Origin of the sequence: Neobacillus niacini (genome assembly GCF_046591715.1) — a bacterium.
Taxonomy (GTDB): Bacteria; Bacillota; Bacilli; order Bacillales; family Cytobacillaceae; genus Neobacillus; species Neobacillus niacini_L.
Map to the genome: position 1 here is coordinate 424,537 of NZ_JAWVNQ010000003.1, position 15,469 is coordinate 440,005.

The 15,469-nt window shown below is 36.8% G+C and carries 18 protein-coding genes; 16 read left to right on the top strand and 2 right to left on the bottom strand.

The features are described 5' to 3' along the window. Position 1 precedes the first annotated feature (1 nt). From SFC47_RS12055 to SFC47_RS12095, 9 genes are all read left to right on the top strand, one after another. Positions 2–1,123 (top strand): cysteine protease StiP family protein, encoded by a 1,122-nt coding sequence (locus SFC47_RS12055; protein WP_411254509.1) that lies wholly within the window; start codon positions 2–4, stop codon positions 1,121–1,123. Further along, positions 1,120–1,920, top strand: coding sequence for a hypothetical protein (locus tag SFC47_RS12060; protein WP_411254510.1), 801 nt, complete (start codon positions 1,120–1,122; stop codon positions 1,918–1,920). Before SFC47_RS12055 ends, SFC47_RS12060 begins: the two co-directional genes overlap by 4 nt. 616 nt (positions 1,921–2,536) lie before the next feature. Continuing rightward, a complete protein-coding gene (locus SFC47_RS12065) occupies positions 2,537–4,174 on the top strand; it encodes a YceG family protein (protein WP_411254511.1) in 1,638 nt (545 codons plus the stop codon). Between the two features lie 32 nt (positions 4,175–4,206). Next, positions 4,207–5,280 carry a toxic anion resistance protein gene (locus tag SFC47_RS12070; protein ID WP_411254580.1) on the top strand — a complete coding sequence of 358 codons (1,074 nt, stop codon included), beginning with the start codon at positions 4,207–4,209 and terminating at the stop codon, positions 5,278–5,280. A gap of 279 nt (positions 5,281–5,559) precedes the next feature. Next, positions 5,560–6,186 (top strand): TerD family protein, encoded by a 627-nt coding sequence (locus SFC47_RS12075; protein WP_411254512.1) that lies wholly within the window; start codon positions 5,560–5,562, stop codon positions 6,184–6,186. 69 nt (positions 6,187–6,255) lie between these two features. Beyond that, the gene (locus SFC47_RS12080) at positions 6,256–6,828 is read left to right on the top strand and encodes a TerD family protein (protein WP_411254581.1); all 573 of its coding nucleotides are present in this window, start codon (positions 6,256–6,258) and stop codon (positions 6,826–6,828) included. A gap of 143 nt (positions 6,829–6,971) precedes the next feature. Next, positions 6,972–7,676: an anthrax toxin lethal factor-related metalloendopeptidase gene (locus SFC47_RS12085; RefSeq protein WP_411254513.1), complete on the top strand. Its 705-nt coding sequence runs from the start codon at positions 6,972–6,974 to the stop codon at positions 7,674–7,676. Positions 7,677–7,732: 56 nt separating this feature from the next. Then, positions 7,733–8,527, top strand: coding sequence for a thymidylate synthase (locus SFC47_RS12090; protein ID WP_411254514.1), 795 nt, complete (start codon positions 7,733–7,735; stop codon positions 8,525–8,527). Beyond that, on the top strand, positions 8,524–9,024 hold the full coding sequence (locus tag SFC47_RS12095) for a dihydrofolate reductase (RefSeq protein ID WP_411254515.1): 501 nt from the start codon (positions 8,524–8,526) through the stop codon (positions 9,022–9,024). Before SFC47_RS12090 ends, SFC47_RS12095 begins: the two co-directional genes overlap by 4 nt. Positions 9,025–9,065: 41 nt before the next feature. Here the strand turns inward: SFC47_RS12095 and SFC47_RS12100 are convergent, their stop codons facing one another. After that, entirely contained in the window at positions 9,066–9,320 is a 255-nt protein-coding gene (locus SFC47_RS12100; protein WP_411254516.1) for a hypothetical protein, read from the bottom strand. A gap of 294 nt (positions 9,321–9,614) precedes the next feature. On the opposite strand from SFC47_RS12100, the gene SFC47_RS12105 reads away from it, so the two are divergent. Together SFC47_RS12105 and tatC are read left to right on the top strand one after the other, a co-directional pair. Further along, a complete protein-coding gene (locus SFC47_RS12105; RefSeq protein ID WP_045524138.1) occupies positions 9,615–9,809 on the top strand; it encodes a twin-arginine translocase TatA/TatE family subunit in 195 nt (64 codons plus the stop codon). A 120-nt stretch (positions 9,810–9,929) separates the two neighbouring features. Continuing rightward, positions 9,930–10,673, top strand: a complete 744-nt coding sequence (tatC, locus tag SFC47_RS12110) for a twin-arginine translocase subunit TatC (RefSeq protein ID WP_411254517.1) — start codon at positions 9,930–9,932, stop codon at positions 10,671–10,673. 325 nt (positions 10,674–10,998) lie between these two features. On the opposite strand, the gene SFC47_RS12115 is transcribed toward tatC, so the two are convergent. Next, complete coding sequence (locus SFC47_RS12115) at positions 10,999–11,346, bottom strand: helix-turn-helix domain-containing protein (protein ID WP_411254518.1); 348 nt, start codon at positions 11,344–11,346, stop codon at positions 10,999–11,001. Positions 11,347–11,598: 252 nt separating this feature from the next. On the opposite strand from SFC47_RS12115, the gene SFC47_RS12120 reads away from it, so the two are divergent. The 5 genes from SFC47_RS12120 to SFC47_RS12140 all read left to right on the top strand — a co-directional run bounded on the left by SFC47_RS12120 (position 11,599) and on the right by SFC47_RS12140 (position 15,453). Next, positions 11,599–12,204 carry a hypothetical protein gene (locus SFC47_RS12120; protein WP_411254519.1) on the top strand — a complete coding sequence of 202 codons (606 nt, stop codon included), beginning with the start codon at positions 11,599–11,601 and terminating at the stop codon, positions 12,202–12,204. Positions 12,205–12,217: 13 nt separating this feature from the next. After that, positions 12,218–12,808 (top strand): signal peptidase I, encoded by a 591-nt coding sequence (lepB, locus tag SFC47_RS12125; RefSeq protein WP_411254520.1) that lies wholly within the window; start codon positions 12,218–12,220, stop codon positions 12,806–12,808. Positions 12,809–12,834: 26 nt separating this feature from the next. Continuing rightward, complete coding sequence (locus SFC47_RS12130) at positions 12,835–13,473, top strand: hypothetical protein (RefSeq protein ID WP_411254521.1); 639 nt, start codon at positions 12,835–12,837, stop codon at positions 13,471–13,473. An 82-nt stretch (positions 13,474–13,555) separates the two neighbouring features. Beyond that, complete coding sequence (locus tag SFC47_RS12135; RefSeq protein WP_411254522.1) at positions 13,556–14,677, top strand: hypothetical protein; 1,122 nt, start codon at positions 13,556–13,558, stop codon at positions 14,675–14,677. Positions 14,678–14,949: 272 nt separating this feature from the next. Next, positions 14,950–15,453, top strand: a complete 504-nt coding sequence (locus tag SFC47_RS12140; RefSeq protein WP_411254523.1) for a hypothetical protein — start codon at positions 14,950–14,952, stop codon at positions 15,451–15,453. Positions 15,454–15,469: the final 16 nt, after the last annotated feature.

Below are 15,469 nucleotides of genomic sequence, written 5' to 3' on the forward strand. Positions count from 1 at the left end.
AATGTCGAACATAACTAATCAGCCTGCGAAAATAGGAAGCTATTCTCGAGAAGATGTTCTTTTTCTATTAAAGGATTTAAGTGATATTGAACTTGAGGATTCTACCTTTAACCGGGAATTGAGGGTTCAATCCGGTCAGCATTACAGCGAATCGCTGCCGATTGAATACCAGCCGCCTAAAGAATATGTAGATTTGTTTTGGAGTACGATCAGCGATTACAAAACAAAGGTAGCTTTATGTGTGGGGATAGCAGCAGAGCAAATCTATCGTCAAAAGGGGAAACAAGCCATTTTGGTTTCCCTGGCGAGGGCAGGAACACCTGTAGGAGTTTTGATTAAAAGATATATTTTTTTACGCTACGGCGTTTCATTACCACATTATAGTATTTCGATTATCCGTGACAGAGGCATAGATGAAAATGCGCTTCACTATATCCTTTCAGCCCATCCTAGAGGAAATATTCAATTTGTGGATGGCTGGACAGGAAAGGGAGCGATTTCGCTTGAACTTACCAAAGCATGCCGGGAGTTTGAAGAGAAGTATCAGATTAGACTGGATGATACACTTGCTGTGATAGCCGATCCTGGCCATTGTACCACGCTTTATGGCACACGAGAGGACTTTTTGATACCAAGTGCTTGTTTAAATTCGACCGTCTCAGGTCTTGTCAGCCGGACAGTATTAAATACTCAATATATTGGTGAAAAGGATTTTCACGGTGCGAAATTTTACCGGGAGTTTCTATCAAGTGATGTCTCCAATGAATATATCGAAATAATTGCCTCTGAATTTCCAGCCATTATGGCGGAGGCTGAGGAAACCGCACTTAAAAGAGCATATGTTGAGATTAAAACTGAATTTTTGGGTATGCAGGATGTGAAATCCATACAGGCTGAATTTGATATCACAAATACGAACTATATAAAGCCGGGAGTCGGCGAGACTACACGTGTTCTTCTCCGAAGAGTTCCTTGGAAAATCTTAATGCGCGACCCTTCCAGCCCTTACGTGAAACACATTCTAATGCTCGCTAAAGAAAAAAATGTTGAGGTCGTTCCTTATCACCAAATGAACTATTTATGCATGGGCTTAATTAAATCAGTTAAGGGGACGAGTAGATGATTACCGCATCAGATCTTGATCGAACACTGATCTATTCCAATCGGGCACTCGATGAATTCGGTATTCCAGAGAATATAGTATTAAAGCCAATTGAATTCCATAATGGAACCTGGACTGGCTATATGACAGATAACGCGTTAACCTTGCTGAAAGAAGTCAGCAGGAATAGCTTATTTATTCCAGTTACAACTCGAACAACGGAGCAATTTAAGAGAATTGTAATCTTTGAGAAAGAGATACCATTGAAATATGCAATTACAACAAATGGAGCTCAAATATTATTTAAAGGGGAACCTTTGAAGGATTGGTCTGAAGAATTAACACTTCAATTGCAGAATGGATGTATACCTGAAAGTGAGTTACTTTTTGCCTTGAAAAAGACTGGAATTATATTTGATGGGGTTAAAAAGCAGGCGGAAAATCTATTTTTTTATTACATATTAAATTGCCTTCCGAACTCATCTGAACTTAAAGAAATCCGTGAGCTTGCATCCCAAAATGGCTGGAAAACGAGCATTCAAGGAAGAAAACTCTATTTCATTCCAACTCCTATAAGCAAGGGGAAGGCACTTGAATATATTTGTAACCGAGAAGGAATGGATCTCGTAGCGGGTGCTGGTGATTCTGTTCTAGATTGGGAATTTCTAAAGAACTGCACCTATCGATTCGTCCCAAGCCATGGAGAATTGCTTAAAGTCATGGGACCAGCGGATCTTACGCTGACAAACCAGCTCGGCGTTGCTGCAGGTGAAGAGATACTTAGTGGTTTCCTTCAGACATTATCACGCAAAAGCTAACTTTTCTTTATATAAGGATAAAAGAAATAAAAATAGATAAAATTGAACAAAGCAAATGAGCCGCAAAAAAATAAAATTGACATACTAACACTGGCAAGAACGGGAGAAAGTAACAGAGTGAAAAGTAAGCATAACCAGAACAAATCAATCATAACAAAGGTTTTTGAGACCATTAATTCCATAATGATACTTAATTCCTCGCTGACATCTTCCATTCTTGGCCGCTTATATATGAACCTCATGAAGTCACCTACTTATATGTGGTACTCCAATAATATGTAAGGACAGGGAAAAAGGTGAAAAATGAGGAAAATACCCAGGAAAAAGCGAATTCCTTTTTCCCTAGGAAAAAGCGAACTCCTTTTTCTCCAGGAAAGAGTGAACTCCTTTTTCTCTAGGAAAGAGTGAACTCCTTTTTCTCTAGGAAAAAGTGTATATCTTTTTCTCTAGGACAAAAAGAACTATTTTTTTTCTTACTTATGAAACATTTTACGATTAGTTTCGTATAAACAATGAACCAATTATTTAACTGTGATATGATGGTAAAGAATACCCTTACATAATTTTACTGTAATGAATTAAAAATCTTTCGCTTGTTTGAGGGAAGGGATTATGAATGAATTTACCATACAACCAAATGAATGTCAGACCTGTATCCCTTTCTTATGAAAACTGGCTTGATATGCTGAAAACGCCCCTGTCAGAACGGCCGGAATTTTCGATAGATAAGGGAAGTATTCAGATTGGGCAAGTCTTGGGGAAATTCCTTGGGATACCGATTGACCATGATGAGTATTACAATCAGCTATTTGAATATGTTTCAACCCCTGACTTTAACTTACACTTATTAAGTGAAGAGTCACTAAATAAAAGTATAGACAATCAACATTTCCAATCGATTCAAAAGGTGTTCAATATCGCTCAAGATCAAAAGCTTTCGATTAATCGGTTCACCGCTTTTCTCGATGGTGAGCAGCTGCTCTATAAGTCGAAAAATCCAGCACTCCATCGAAAAGTAAGGGAAGCAATGATTAGTACACTCGAACTTTTTACCTATCGTGAAAAGGACGGATTAAAAAATCAGGAACTTAGAAGAGTTCTAGTCGACGTGATTAAGTGGTCGATGAACCATGTAAATCCCTTATTAGAGAATATCGATTTACAAAAAGGAATGCCAAAATTCCTTTGGTATGGCGATATGAAAAGAAGCCAGCCTTATTTTATCTATTATTTAATAAAGCTCGGCTGTGATGTGGTTATTTTTCATCCTGAAGGCAGTGATGTGTTAGCTGGATATCTTGATGAGGAAATCTTTACACACCATTTTCCTAATAAAAAGCAGGCTGAACCTTTTCCGAAAGAGAGAAGAAACCGCCAAACTACGGTTGCTTACCGGGCTTCAAGGGAAATTGAGACAATACTTAATCAAGAGGGCTCTGGGCTTTATAAACCCTGGCAGTTACGCGATTACACTCCTTCTTCTATTACCTTAAAAACTACTTATGACGAATTGTTTATTCTTGGAAGAGAAATGGCCATGGTTCGTCCTGGTTTTGAGGTGGAGGCTGGACAGGTGAAGATTCCTTCCCTGTTTGCGAAAATACAGGGTGTGAGTAGGAATCGTAAAGAGTATTGGGATCGAATTCAAAACCTTACAGAATTCGAACATAGCTTGTTGATTCGACAGCTGCCGTTCACATGGTCAAGCTCTAATGATTTTCGCTTTCATTACCGGAATGCACTTGGCAGGGATGGATTGTTGAATCCGGATATTATGATGCAGGCTCACTATTGGCCATATTCCTTTTTGCCAACGGGTTTACAAAAAGGGATTGCCAATGCGATACGGCGAATTTGTGAAAAACCGGGTTTAAAGTCGTTACCAGGGGAAAGCATGGAAGAGGTAAGCATCTATTTATTTAGTCAGGCAATGTTTACACCCAAAGAGATTATCCAGTTAATGGAGAAATTTGATTATTCTCAGCACGTACCCAAGCTGATTATTTATAACAATGAGTGCCGCGGTATACTCTCACGGTCTGACGCAGCGCTTATTCTACTCTTAAATCAATTTGGACTTGATATTATTGTATATAATCCACCAGGCCATAACGACATTGAAAATTTCCTTCAGGAAAGTCTATTTGATACTCACTGGCTTGAGGATGTTGTTTTCGATCTAGAATATAAAGAACCTTTTAAGTTGAAGAAAAAATTCTTTCAAGGAATCTTAAAAAATTTTAGGGGAGATTAAGAATGAATCTACAAAAGCAATCTGCTGACTTAATGACGGCAACTACAGATGATACACTGAGTGAAGCGAAGATTTCAGACATTAAGCTTGCCCTTCGGAAGGAAACAGAGGTTCAGAATCTGGCAAGGTCAATTGATGAAAGAGACCAAATTAAGATTTTAGAATTTGGTAAAGAACCTGCTGTTCAGATATCTCGTTTTTCAGATCAAATTTTAGGAAATATGCGCACCACGAAGGTTGAAGATTCTGGTGAGCTTTTGAAACAGCTGACTAAAATTATGGATAAGTTCGATCCAAAGGACTTTCAAAAGACCTCAACCGGATTTTTCGGGAAGCTCTTCAAAAAAGGCGAAAAAATGATTGAAAAGGTCTTCGGCAAATACCAGACCATGGGCTCTGAAATTGATAAGGTGTATGTGGAAATTTCTAAATACCAGAATGAAATGGTGGATTCCACAAAAATGCTCGAGCAAATGTATGAGCAAAACTATCAATACTATATGACCCTTGAAAAATATGTGGTTGCCGGCGAAATGAAGGTAGAAGAACTAAAAAATAATCAATTGCCACAGCTGGAAGCACGTGTTGCTTCTGGTGACCAGATTGCATCAATGCAATTAGATACACTAAAAAATTCGATTGAAGCGCTCGAACAGCGAGTTTACGACCTTGAGATGGCAAAGATGGTGGCTCTGCAGACAGCTCCGCAAATTCGCCTCTTGCAGCGAGGAAATACGAAGCTGATTGGAAAAATAAATTCCGCCTTCGTCACCACGATTCCAATATTTAAAAATGGTCTCATTCAAGCGGTTGCTGCAAAAAGGCAGAAGCTTGTCGCTGATTCGATGAGTGAGCTTGACCGCCGCACGAACGAAATGCTCTTGAAAAATGCTTCAAACATTTCAAAGCAAAGCACAGATATTGCAAGACTCGCCGGCGGTCCAAGCATCAAAATCGAGACAATCGAGGAATCCTGGAACATTATCATCAAAGGAATGCAGGAAACCAGAGCCATCGAAGAAGAAAACAAGCGATTACGTGTTGAAGGAACAAAGCGCTTAGAACAGCTCCAAGATAACTTTAAAAAATTGAAACAACAATACTAATTGTTAAATAAGTGCTATGTTAAAGCTAATTTGTTGTTTGGAACGGAGGGCACGAAGACTCCTCGAAAATGCTGACACATTTTCTTCGTGCGTGGGCAGAATCGAAGATGAAATTCAATTCAATGTCCTGCGGGAGGACGGGGCTGGGGAGACCCCACAGGCGCGAATGCGCCGAGGAGGCTCCCCGGACCGCCCGCGGAAAGCGAAGTGCCCTTCGTTACAATAAACAGACTAGTTGAACACAGCTGATAAAACAAATTTTATGATGAGGTGAATGTTATGGCTATTAGTTTGCAAAAAGGTCAAAGAGTAGATTTAACAAAAGGAAATCCAGGATTATCTAAAATCATGGTAGGTTTAGGCTGGGACCCAGTTCAAAGCGGTAAAAGCGGAGGCGGCGGTCTCTTTGGCGGATTATTTGGCGGAGGCGGCGCTGGCGGCGGTGCCAATATAGACTGTGATGCATCCGTGATCATGCTCGGTGCCAACGATCGAATCCAAAATAACAATGACGTGATTTACTTCGGTAACCTAAAGAGCAAAGACGGCAGCGTGCAGCACTCTGGCGACAACTTAACTGGTGATGGAGACGGTGACGACGAGCAAGTAATGGTAGACTTAAGCCGCGTTCCACAAAGCATACAAAAGCTTGTATTTGTCGTTAATATCTACGACTGTGTAAAAAGAAAGCAACACTTCGGCATGATCCGCAATGCGTTTATCCGCGTGGTAAACCCATCAAATAATAACGAATTAATCCGTTATAACTTATCAGATGATTACAGCGGTCAAACTTCACTAGTGGTTGGCGAAATTTATCGTCACAACACTGAATGGAAATTTGCGGCAGTAGGCAGTGGTACCACTGCAGCAAGCCTAAGTGAAGTAGTTCGTTCTTACAGTTAATCATTAAGGAACAAGCCCTGCTTGTTTCTTCAAATATTTCGTTCTAAAGAGGTGATCTAGTTGGGTGGCATCAATTTATCTAAAGGACAAAGAATTGATTTAACGAAAACAAATCCTGGATTAACTAAGGCCGTTATTGGTCTTGGCTGGGATACAAACCGCTATAGCGGCGGACATGACTTTGACCTTGACGCATCAGCATTTCTAACCGACGCCAATGGCCGTGTAACACAGGACTTAGATTTTATTTTCTATAATAATTTAGTTCATACTTCTGGTGGAGTTGAGCATACGGGCGATAATCGGACCGGTGAAGGTGACGGGGATGACGAACAAATTCGAATTGATTTTAGCAAGGTTCCTTCGCATGTACATCGGATTGCCATTTCAGTAACGATTCATGATGCTGACGCTCGGAACCAAAACTTTGGGCAGGTTTCTAATGCCTTTGCCCGATTATTTGACGAAGAAACCAATCGGGAAATCCTTCGTTTTGACTTAGGTGAGGACTTTTCCGTAGAAACTGCCGTCGTAATTTGTGAGTTGTATCGTCACAACGGCGAATGGAAATTCAATGCCATCGGTAGTGGATTTTCCGGCGGATTAGCAGCACTTTGCCGTAATTACGGCCTTGAAGTATAGAAGTTCCAAAAAAAAAGCTGCCTGCTTGGGCAGCTTTTTCGTTTGTAAAAAACCATTGAAGAGTAAAAAAATTACCAAATCTGCCTGCCTATCTGCCATGTTATAATTCTAGTATGTGATCAAACTACTAGGAGGATGATAATATGCGTAAATGGGTAGTCTCCTCCGTCATTGCCGGGTTATTTATGTCGATGATTACCACCTCAAAGGCCTCATTTGACAGTATTTCACTTGGGGAATATCCAAGAAACTCTGAACTCTACCAATATATTAATAACGATTCCTCCCTTAAACAATTAAACAAAATAATACTATTACCCAACAGTCTTTTTGATGAAAAAGCAGCAGCTGGAATTATAGATAGAATGGCGAATTTACCAGAAACTTTGCTTGAAAAAATTAATCAAAACGATATTACTCTTAAGCTTTTTACCGGTAAGTTAACAGACAACCAAACTGCCCGCTATTTAGCAGGGCAGATACCAAGGGGCTATCATTCCCAAACAACGTGGGACTCAGTGCCGGGAATTGGCGGTTCACAGGTGGTTCTAGTCAAAATAGGACACAGTGAAAAAGGTAAAGGGCATGGGTCGGTTAACTTAGAATTACACGAAATGGCTCATTCAGTGGATAAGCTAGTTTTCGAGAATGTTAGTAAAAATAAAGAATTTCAACTGATTTGGGAAGAGGAGAGAGGAATATTGTTTCCTGGAAACTCTTATTTCATCCTTCATGTCGAGGAATACTTTGCTGAAACATTTGCGATGTACCATTTAGATAAAAATACAAAAAAACAACTAAAAAAACTTGCTCCTCAGACGTATGACTTCTTTCAAAGCCTACACTAGACATCTCTTTATGGTAAAATGGAAAACATGAATGTTTTACAAGGGGAGTGTAGGTTTTGAAGCAATATTTAGAGCTTTGTGAGCATGTGTTGAAAAATGGCCAGGAAAAGGGAGATCGTACAGGTACAGGGACGATTAGTACTTTTGGTTATCAAATGAGATTTGATTTAGCGGAAGGCTTTCCGTTATTAACTACCAAAAAGCTGCATTTAAAATCAATCATTTATGAATTGCTTTGGTTTTTAAACGGTGATACCAATGTTCGTTATCTACAGGAAAATGGTGTGCGAATCTGGAACGAATGGGCGGATGAAAACGGGGAGCTGGGTCCTGTTTATGGTCATCAATGGCGTTCATGGACCGGTGCTGATGGAACTACAGTGGACCAAATTAGTGAGTTAATTCATCAGATTAAGAATAATCCTAATTCTCGCAGACTCATTGTGAATGCTTGGAATGTAGCTGAGATTGATAAAATGGCATTAGCACCATGTCATTGCTTGTTTCAATTCTACGTTTCAGATGGAAAATTATCCTGCCAGTTGTATCAACGATCGGCGGATGTGTTTCTAGGAGTTCCTTTTAATATTGCTTCATATGCATTATTAACAATGATGATTGCCCAGGTTTGTGACCTAGAACCGGGTGAATTTATCCACACATTTGGTGATGTACATATCTATCAAAATCATATTGAACAGGTGAAAATGCAAATGGAGCGCGATACCCGCTCATTACCAAAAATGAAGATTAATCCAAATGTAAAAGATATTTTTTCTTTTGATTTTGAAGATTTCACTTTAGAAGGATATGACCCACATCCACATATTAAAGGAGCAGTCTCTGTATGATTTCTTTTATCGTAGCTATGGATGAAAAGAGAGTGATTGGCAAAGACAATCAATTGCCGTGGCACCTGCCGGAGGATTTAAAGTTCTTCAAAAAGACGACAATGGGGCACCCTATTGCAATGGGCAGGAAAACGCATGAATCCATTGGACGTGTTCTGCCAGGAAGGGAAAACATCGTGATCACCCGTCAGTTGGATTATAAAGGAAATGATGTTACCATTTTCTATTCTATCGAAGAATTTGTTGATTATTGCAAAAATCAACAGGGTGAAATTTTTGTGATTGGCGGGGCAGAAATATTCAAAGAAACATTTGAATTTGCCGACCGTCTTTATATCACACATATTGCAGAAGAGTTTGAGGGAGATACTTATTTCCCAGAGTTTAACGAACGTGAGTGGAACCTAATCTCTTCTGAAAAGGGAATAAAAGACGAGAAAAATCCTTACAAATATGAATTTAGGATTTATGATCGTGTTAAAAAGGGCAGCCATTAAACGAGAAGAAAGAAGCATCGTCATCGATGCTTCTTTTCATGTTAGAAATATACGCCATTTAATTCATAATCAGTTAGTTTATCAAGCATTCCTCTGAATTCATCTGGATGGCAGAAGTCTTCCTCATGGAAATGAGCTTTCACCCATTGAATTAATTCATTAGGGCTATTGAAGTATTCCCCGCTCCGGTCGCTTTTGCGAATCATGTACCTTCCGTTCTCTTCATCGATGGTGACTTCTACTGGAAGAGCTCCATCAAAACTACTGAGTGAAAATTCCATCTTCATCACATCCATTCTTTTAAGTTTCCAATAGTATATGTTCCTTTTGATGAAATTATAAACGAATAAACACCTAATTGTCAAAATATTTATACAATTCAGTATACCATTTTACATTGACTTCAAGTGTACTTCTTGGTAAATTGTTAAGAGGAAAGTGTTCATATATAAATGCTAAATATCACATCTAGGTAATTTTTCATAAATAATGTGAAATTAATATGAATTATTACGTATATTTAACTCAAAATCGTATATCAATACTATAATCGTAGTAGAAAGATCATTAACTAAAGGGGATGTAAATGCATGTTCTCAAATATTGGAATACCAGGATTAATTCTTATCTTAACTCTAGCCCTCATCATCTTTGGACCTAAGAAATTACCTGAGATTGGCCGTGCCTTTGGACAAACGTTGAAGGAATTCAAAAAGTCCACACGTGAATTAACAGACGATGTAATGAAAGATATCGATGAGGAAAAACAAAAATTGACTAAATAAGGTGTAAGAATCTTTCTTGCACCTTTTTTTCTTCAATACCCTTTTAAACTATAAAAACGGTGTTAATCTAGTTTTAAGAAGGATTACTTTTTCAACCTTTGAAATTGGCAGGGGAATTACATGGAAGATAAAGAATTACAATTAGTTGATCATTTAGATGAATTACGTAAACGAATCATTATTACTGCTTTTGCATTTGTTGTTTTTTTCATTGTTGGATTCATTTATGTGACCGATATCTACGATTGGATTGTTCGAGACCTCGAGGTCAAATTGATTGTACTCGGGCCAAGTGATATTATCTGGGTTTATTTCATGATTGCGACGGTTATTGCAATTGCGGGTACAATACCAGTACTGGCTGCCCAGATATGGCTGTTTGTGAAGCCTGCACTAAAACCGATTGAAAGAAAAATTACCTTATCTTATATTCCGGCATTGTTTATTTTATTTATTGTTGGAATTGCGTTTGGTTACTTTATCATTTTCCCAATGGTGCTGGAGTTCTTGGTCAAAATGGGAGCGGATATGTTTGTAACCAATTTCACAGCTGATCGGTATTTCCGGTTTATTATGAATATGACGATTCCATTTGGGGTGTTGTTTGAGCTGCCAGCGGTTGTTATGTTCTTAACTTCACTTGGAATTATTAATCCGTTCGTACTGGCTAAAATTCGTAAATATGCATATTTCGTTTTAATCTTAATCGCAATTGTCATTACACCTCCAGATTTTATGTCGGATTTTGTTGTAACACTACCATTGTTACTTTTGTACGAAATCTCAATCAATTTATCGAAGGTCGTATACAAGAAACGAATGAAAAAGCTTCAGGAACAAGAAGAAGAATTTGCAGAAGCATAATGATTTATACAATAGGTCTTTAGAGATTCATTTCTCTGAAGGCTTTTTTGTGTTAATTAACAAATTTACAAGGTATTCAACAAAAAATATTGTTTTACATCGGAAATTGATTTACTGCTTATTTCCGCTCGAATAAAGGAAGTGCTACAAGAATTGTACTTATGGATAGAAGGAGCATAAGAGAGTTAATTACAGCCGTAAAAGCCACTGTTAGAGGAATGGTGCAAGGAGGAGATTTCGTCCATTTATCTTTCAGTAAAAATAATGAGATTGGAATATACTAGATAAAAAAATGCCCTCATTCCTATACGAATGAGGCTATTTTTTATGATTTTTTCTGTTCTCTCATCCATTCCTGAAATTTCATGTAATTACGGTACTCACGAAAATCTTCCTTCTTCAATCCATCCTCAATTGCTTGTCGAATTAATACTTTCCATTCCTCATCTAGTTCGTTATCCTCGTGTATTTGTCCATTAGAATCTTGCAATAGATAATCGATACTTGTATCTAATGGACCAGACACTTTAACTAGAAATTGAAGGGAAGGATTTGTCTGTAAACCTCGCTCTAGCTGGCTTAAGTATGATTTAGAAACTGCAGCCAACCTTCCTAATTCTGTAATGGAATAACCTTTTTGCTGCCGTAAACGTTTAATCTTCTTCCCGATCATATCACCTTCATCCCCCAAAATTGAAAAAAGGATTTACATTACGGTATACATTATATAGAACAAAGTATTCTTTATAAAATACAAAAAAGTAAGAAAATAGGAGGTAAAACGAGAAAACAGAACAAAAACGTTCTTTATTAAGGTAAAATGGCCTATTTTAAGGTTTTTCAACCTGTTACTTTTGTTTTATACTCAATTCATAAGTTCTTGATAAAGAACAGGAGTGTAGAAAGGCCTTTGATAAGGAAGGTGATGAAAATGCCTTTATCTAGAGTTGAAAAATACAAAAAAAGAAAGAAAGAGAGATATTTCTTCTATTTCCAGAAAGGACAAATTGTACCGACATATATATTAAAGCGAACACTCATTGTATCAGGTTTGACAGTTGCGGTATTCACATCAAGTACAATTGCATTTGCTGATACTGGTCTTTCACAATATCTTCAAAAGTGGTATCTAGAAAAATTAGTATCGGTTGAAGAAAATTTAACAAATTCAGTATTAACCGAAACAGAGAATCAAAAAGCACAGCTCTTAAAAAATGTTAGAGAGCAAACTGAAAATTCAATAAAGGAATTACAAGAATATGCTACAAAACAGGAAATGGAGATAAATAAAAAAGTTAAAGAAAAAATGGGGGAAGCTTCAAAGGTTATCGAAGATGAAAATCAGGTTGATCTAAATCAAAGTAAGAAATTATTAGACCAACAAGCCGAAAATAAAGCTACGAACCAAGAAAGTAAAAATATCGAAACAGGTCCTGAAAAAAAAGACCAGCATGTAAAAGATGAAACTACAAATCAAAACATAAATACTACCGAAATCAAAACAGGGCAAGAAGAAATAAAGAAGCCTTAATTTACAAATGGGGATGAATAAGTTGGAGAATAGTATAAAAAGTAGTTTAAATAAAAATGAAGTCAAGGAACAACTGATGAAGGAGAAGAAAAGTTCTTTAATGGAATGGGTCAGATTTGGTCTGTTTCTACTATTTTTAGTAATTGTTATTCCAAGATGTATCGGTTTAACAAATGTGAGTGGTTTTTCTATGTTGCCAACGCTTCAAGATGGTAATTGGGTTCTTGAAGAAAAGGTTAGTAAATATTTTAATGAACCAAATATTGGTGATGTTGTAACGATTAATGAACCACAGCATGGATATAAGATTATTAAAAGAGTTATGGGATTGCCTGGAGATACAGTTGAAATTAAGGAAGGAGTCATTTATGTGAACCAAACTCCTATACCTGAAATCACAACTGAAGGTGTATCCGTTGATATGGTAGCAGTTACTATACCCGATGAACATATTTTTGTAGTAGGAGATAACAGAACAGCGGGTGAGAGTATTGATAGCCGAGATTCTAGTGTAGGTCCCATTCATATGGATAACCTTGAAGGCTATGTCGTATTTTCGTTAAAGCCTTTCCAATCGATACCAAAACCTATCAGCCTTGACTAAAAAATAGGAACCGAGGGATGGGTAAAATGCGAAAAAAATATCTTCTAATCATTTTAATTATAGCCTTATTTACTTCCGGAATTGCTTATGCTCAAACAAGTCCGGAACACCAATTGAGAATAGTTGTTGAAAATTCAGTTAATCAGGCAAAAAATAATATTAAAGAAACCCTCTTAACCTTAGTTACAGAGCAAATTAATACTATAAATGAGGAAAATAATATTGAAAATTATTCTAAACAATTATCAACACAAGCTGCAAACGAAAAAGATCAAGTAATTACCTCAATTCAAAGCAAACTTAATGAACATATAGATGAGCTTAATAGAACAGTCTCTGCAATTGAAGAACAGAGTAAAGAACAACATACTGGTATGGTAAATCGAATCAATGATCAAACCTCAGACTTATTAAAATTTGTTGAAACAGACTATCATGATAATATCCTTCAAGGTATTGATCAAGAAATAGTTGATAAACAAAGTGATGTAATCATGCAACAAAAAGAAGCAGGAAATAAGTACACTCTGGAAATTGAATTAACTAAAGAAACAATTGAAGAACTAAAAGAAACTGCAAATTCAGAAGAAAATCCAATCGTTAAAGACTTTATTGAAAAGAAGATTGATTTTCTAACAGAATTATTAACCATCCTGGAAAAGTAATTTATGACTTCGTATATAGTTCTGTTCTTAATTAAGAACAGGTACATATAAATAAAAAAATATAATTAAGGGAGAGAGAAACATGAAGAAATTCAAATCAACAAAAGCAAAAATCGCAACAGGAGTAATCGCAGCAACAGTAATCGGTTCATCAACGTTTGCATTTGCTAACACAAATGCAGGAGAGCAATTCAAAGCTTGGGCAGATAAACAAATTCAAACAGCTTTAAATACTGTTTCAGGTTCTATTGATGCCTCACGTGCTACCGCTCTTGCAGATGAAGAAAGGGATGCAAATGCAGATCGTGATACTGCTGAAGGTAGAATTAATGGAGTTGGTGATGAAGAAAGTAAAACAACAGCTACTGCAATTAACGATAAATTAAAAGAGCATATTGATTCTTTGGAATCAGAATTCCAAGCTTACATGATCTCGGTTGGCGAAGATTTTACTGATTTAGTATCAGATGAAAATGGTGATACAACAGATGATTTCAAAGCACTTTATACTAGATTATCTTCTAATATTGAAACAGTACTTAAAGCTGCAAAAGATCGTAATGTAAAAGAAGTAACTGAAGAATCATTGTTAGTTAAAGGTGAAGCTACTTCTAAATTAATTCAAAAAATTAATCAAGTGAAGTCTGATTTACAGGCTGAGATTAATCGCCTACAAGGAGATGCTCAAGATGCAGTTGATGAACATTTACAAGATGAAGTTGATGACTTCAATAGCCTCTTAGCTGGATTAATTGCTGACCTTGAAGAAGCCGCTGGAGAAGCTATAGCTACTGCTGGTCAAGCTGTTGAAGATAGTGCAATTGCTAACTTTGAAAATGTTATTGCTTTAACCCAAACTAATACACCGATTGAAGTTGACGAGCAAAAATTAGCATGGGATGTTAACCTAGATGGTTGGGATGGCTTAAAAGAAATGTTTGATGGAAATATCACATTCACAGTAACAAATGAAAATGCATTTGATGTTGTATTTAAATATACTTTTGAGGGAGTCTTTGTAGACAAATGGGATGAAGATGGGGTAAGAGAAACACTTTCTGCAGAAAGTAGTGCAAAGCCAGGTGTTACTACAATGACATTTAAAAATGCAAAAGTTCCTGCAGTTGGATCAGCTGTCCTAAAAATTGAATACTTAGATGAAAACGGTGTATGGCAAGATGTTGATCAATTAGGTGGTTGGTAAAAATGGAGAGGCAGAGGAATTTTCCTCTGCCTTTTCCGAATTTTTTAAAAATTTGGCATTGTTAGTATTCTACTTCGGTAAGTAAGTGAATAAAACGAACAATTTGAGTATTTTCCCCTTCCTTCAAATTATCTTCTCGCAAACGTACTATCCTAGGTAGATAAGAAAAAGAGTGATTTTCAAAATTTAATTTAATCTAGGTTTGTTTCGGGTCGCCCTTTTTTAATATATTTGGTCTACATTTTTTATGCTATTAAAAGGAGTAAATTAGTATGAAAAAGCTGAACTCAGTAAAGGAGAGTATGATTACAGTTTTTTTAGTATTTACTATTTTAGGTATATTGTTATTTACAATAAATACTAGTCTTGGAATATTTGAAACAAAAGCTAAAGCAGGTTATAACACAACTAAATTCGCTATAGAGAAGAGTGCTATTGAGAACTTTGAGAGAGTCATTGAATTTATTGATGATGATTTATTACCTATTAAGGTCGATGACCAGAAATTAGAAGTTTCATACAAATTACTTAACGGAAAACTAATATGGACAGTCACTAATAGAAATAAGTTTGACGTTGTTTATAGATGGAGACAAGTTGGTTTTGGTGAAAGTGGTGTAAATGAAACTGTGTATGCTGAGGGCGGTAGCAATCTCGGGAGTAGTAAAAGCTCTTTTTTTACCACGCCTACCAACAACCGGGGAAAAGTTGTTATTGAGTGGTTAGATGAAAATGGTGCTTGGAAATCAATGGAGTTACAGGAGCCTGATTTTTAATGAAAAAATTGAATTA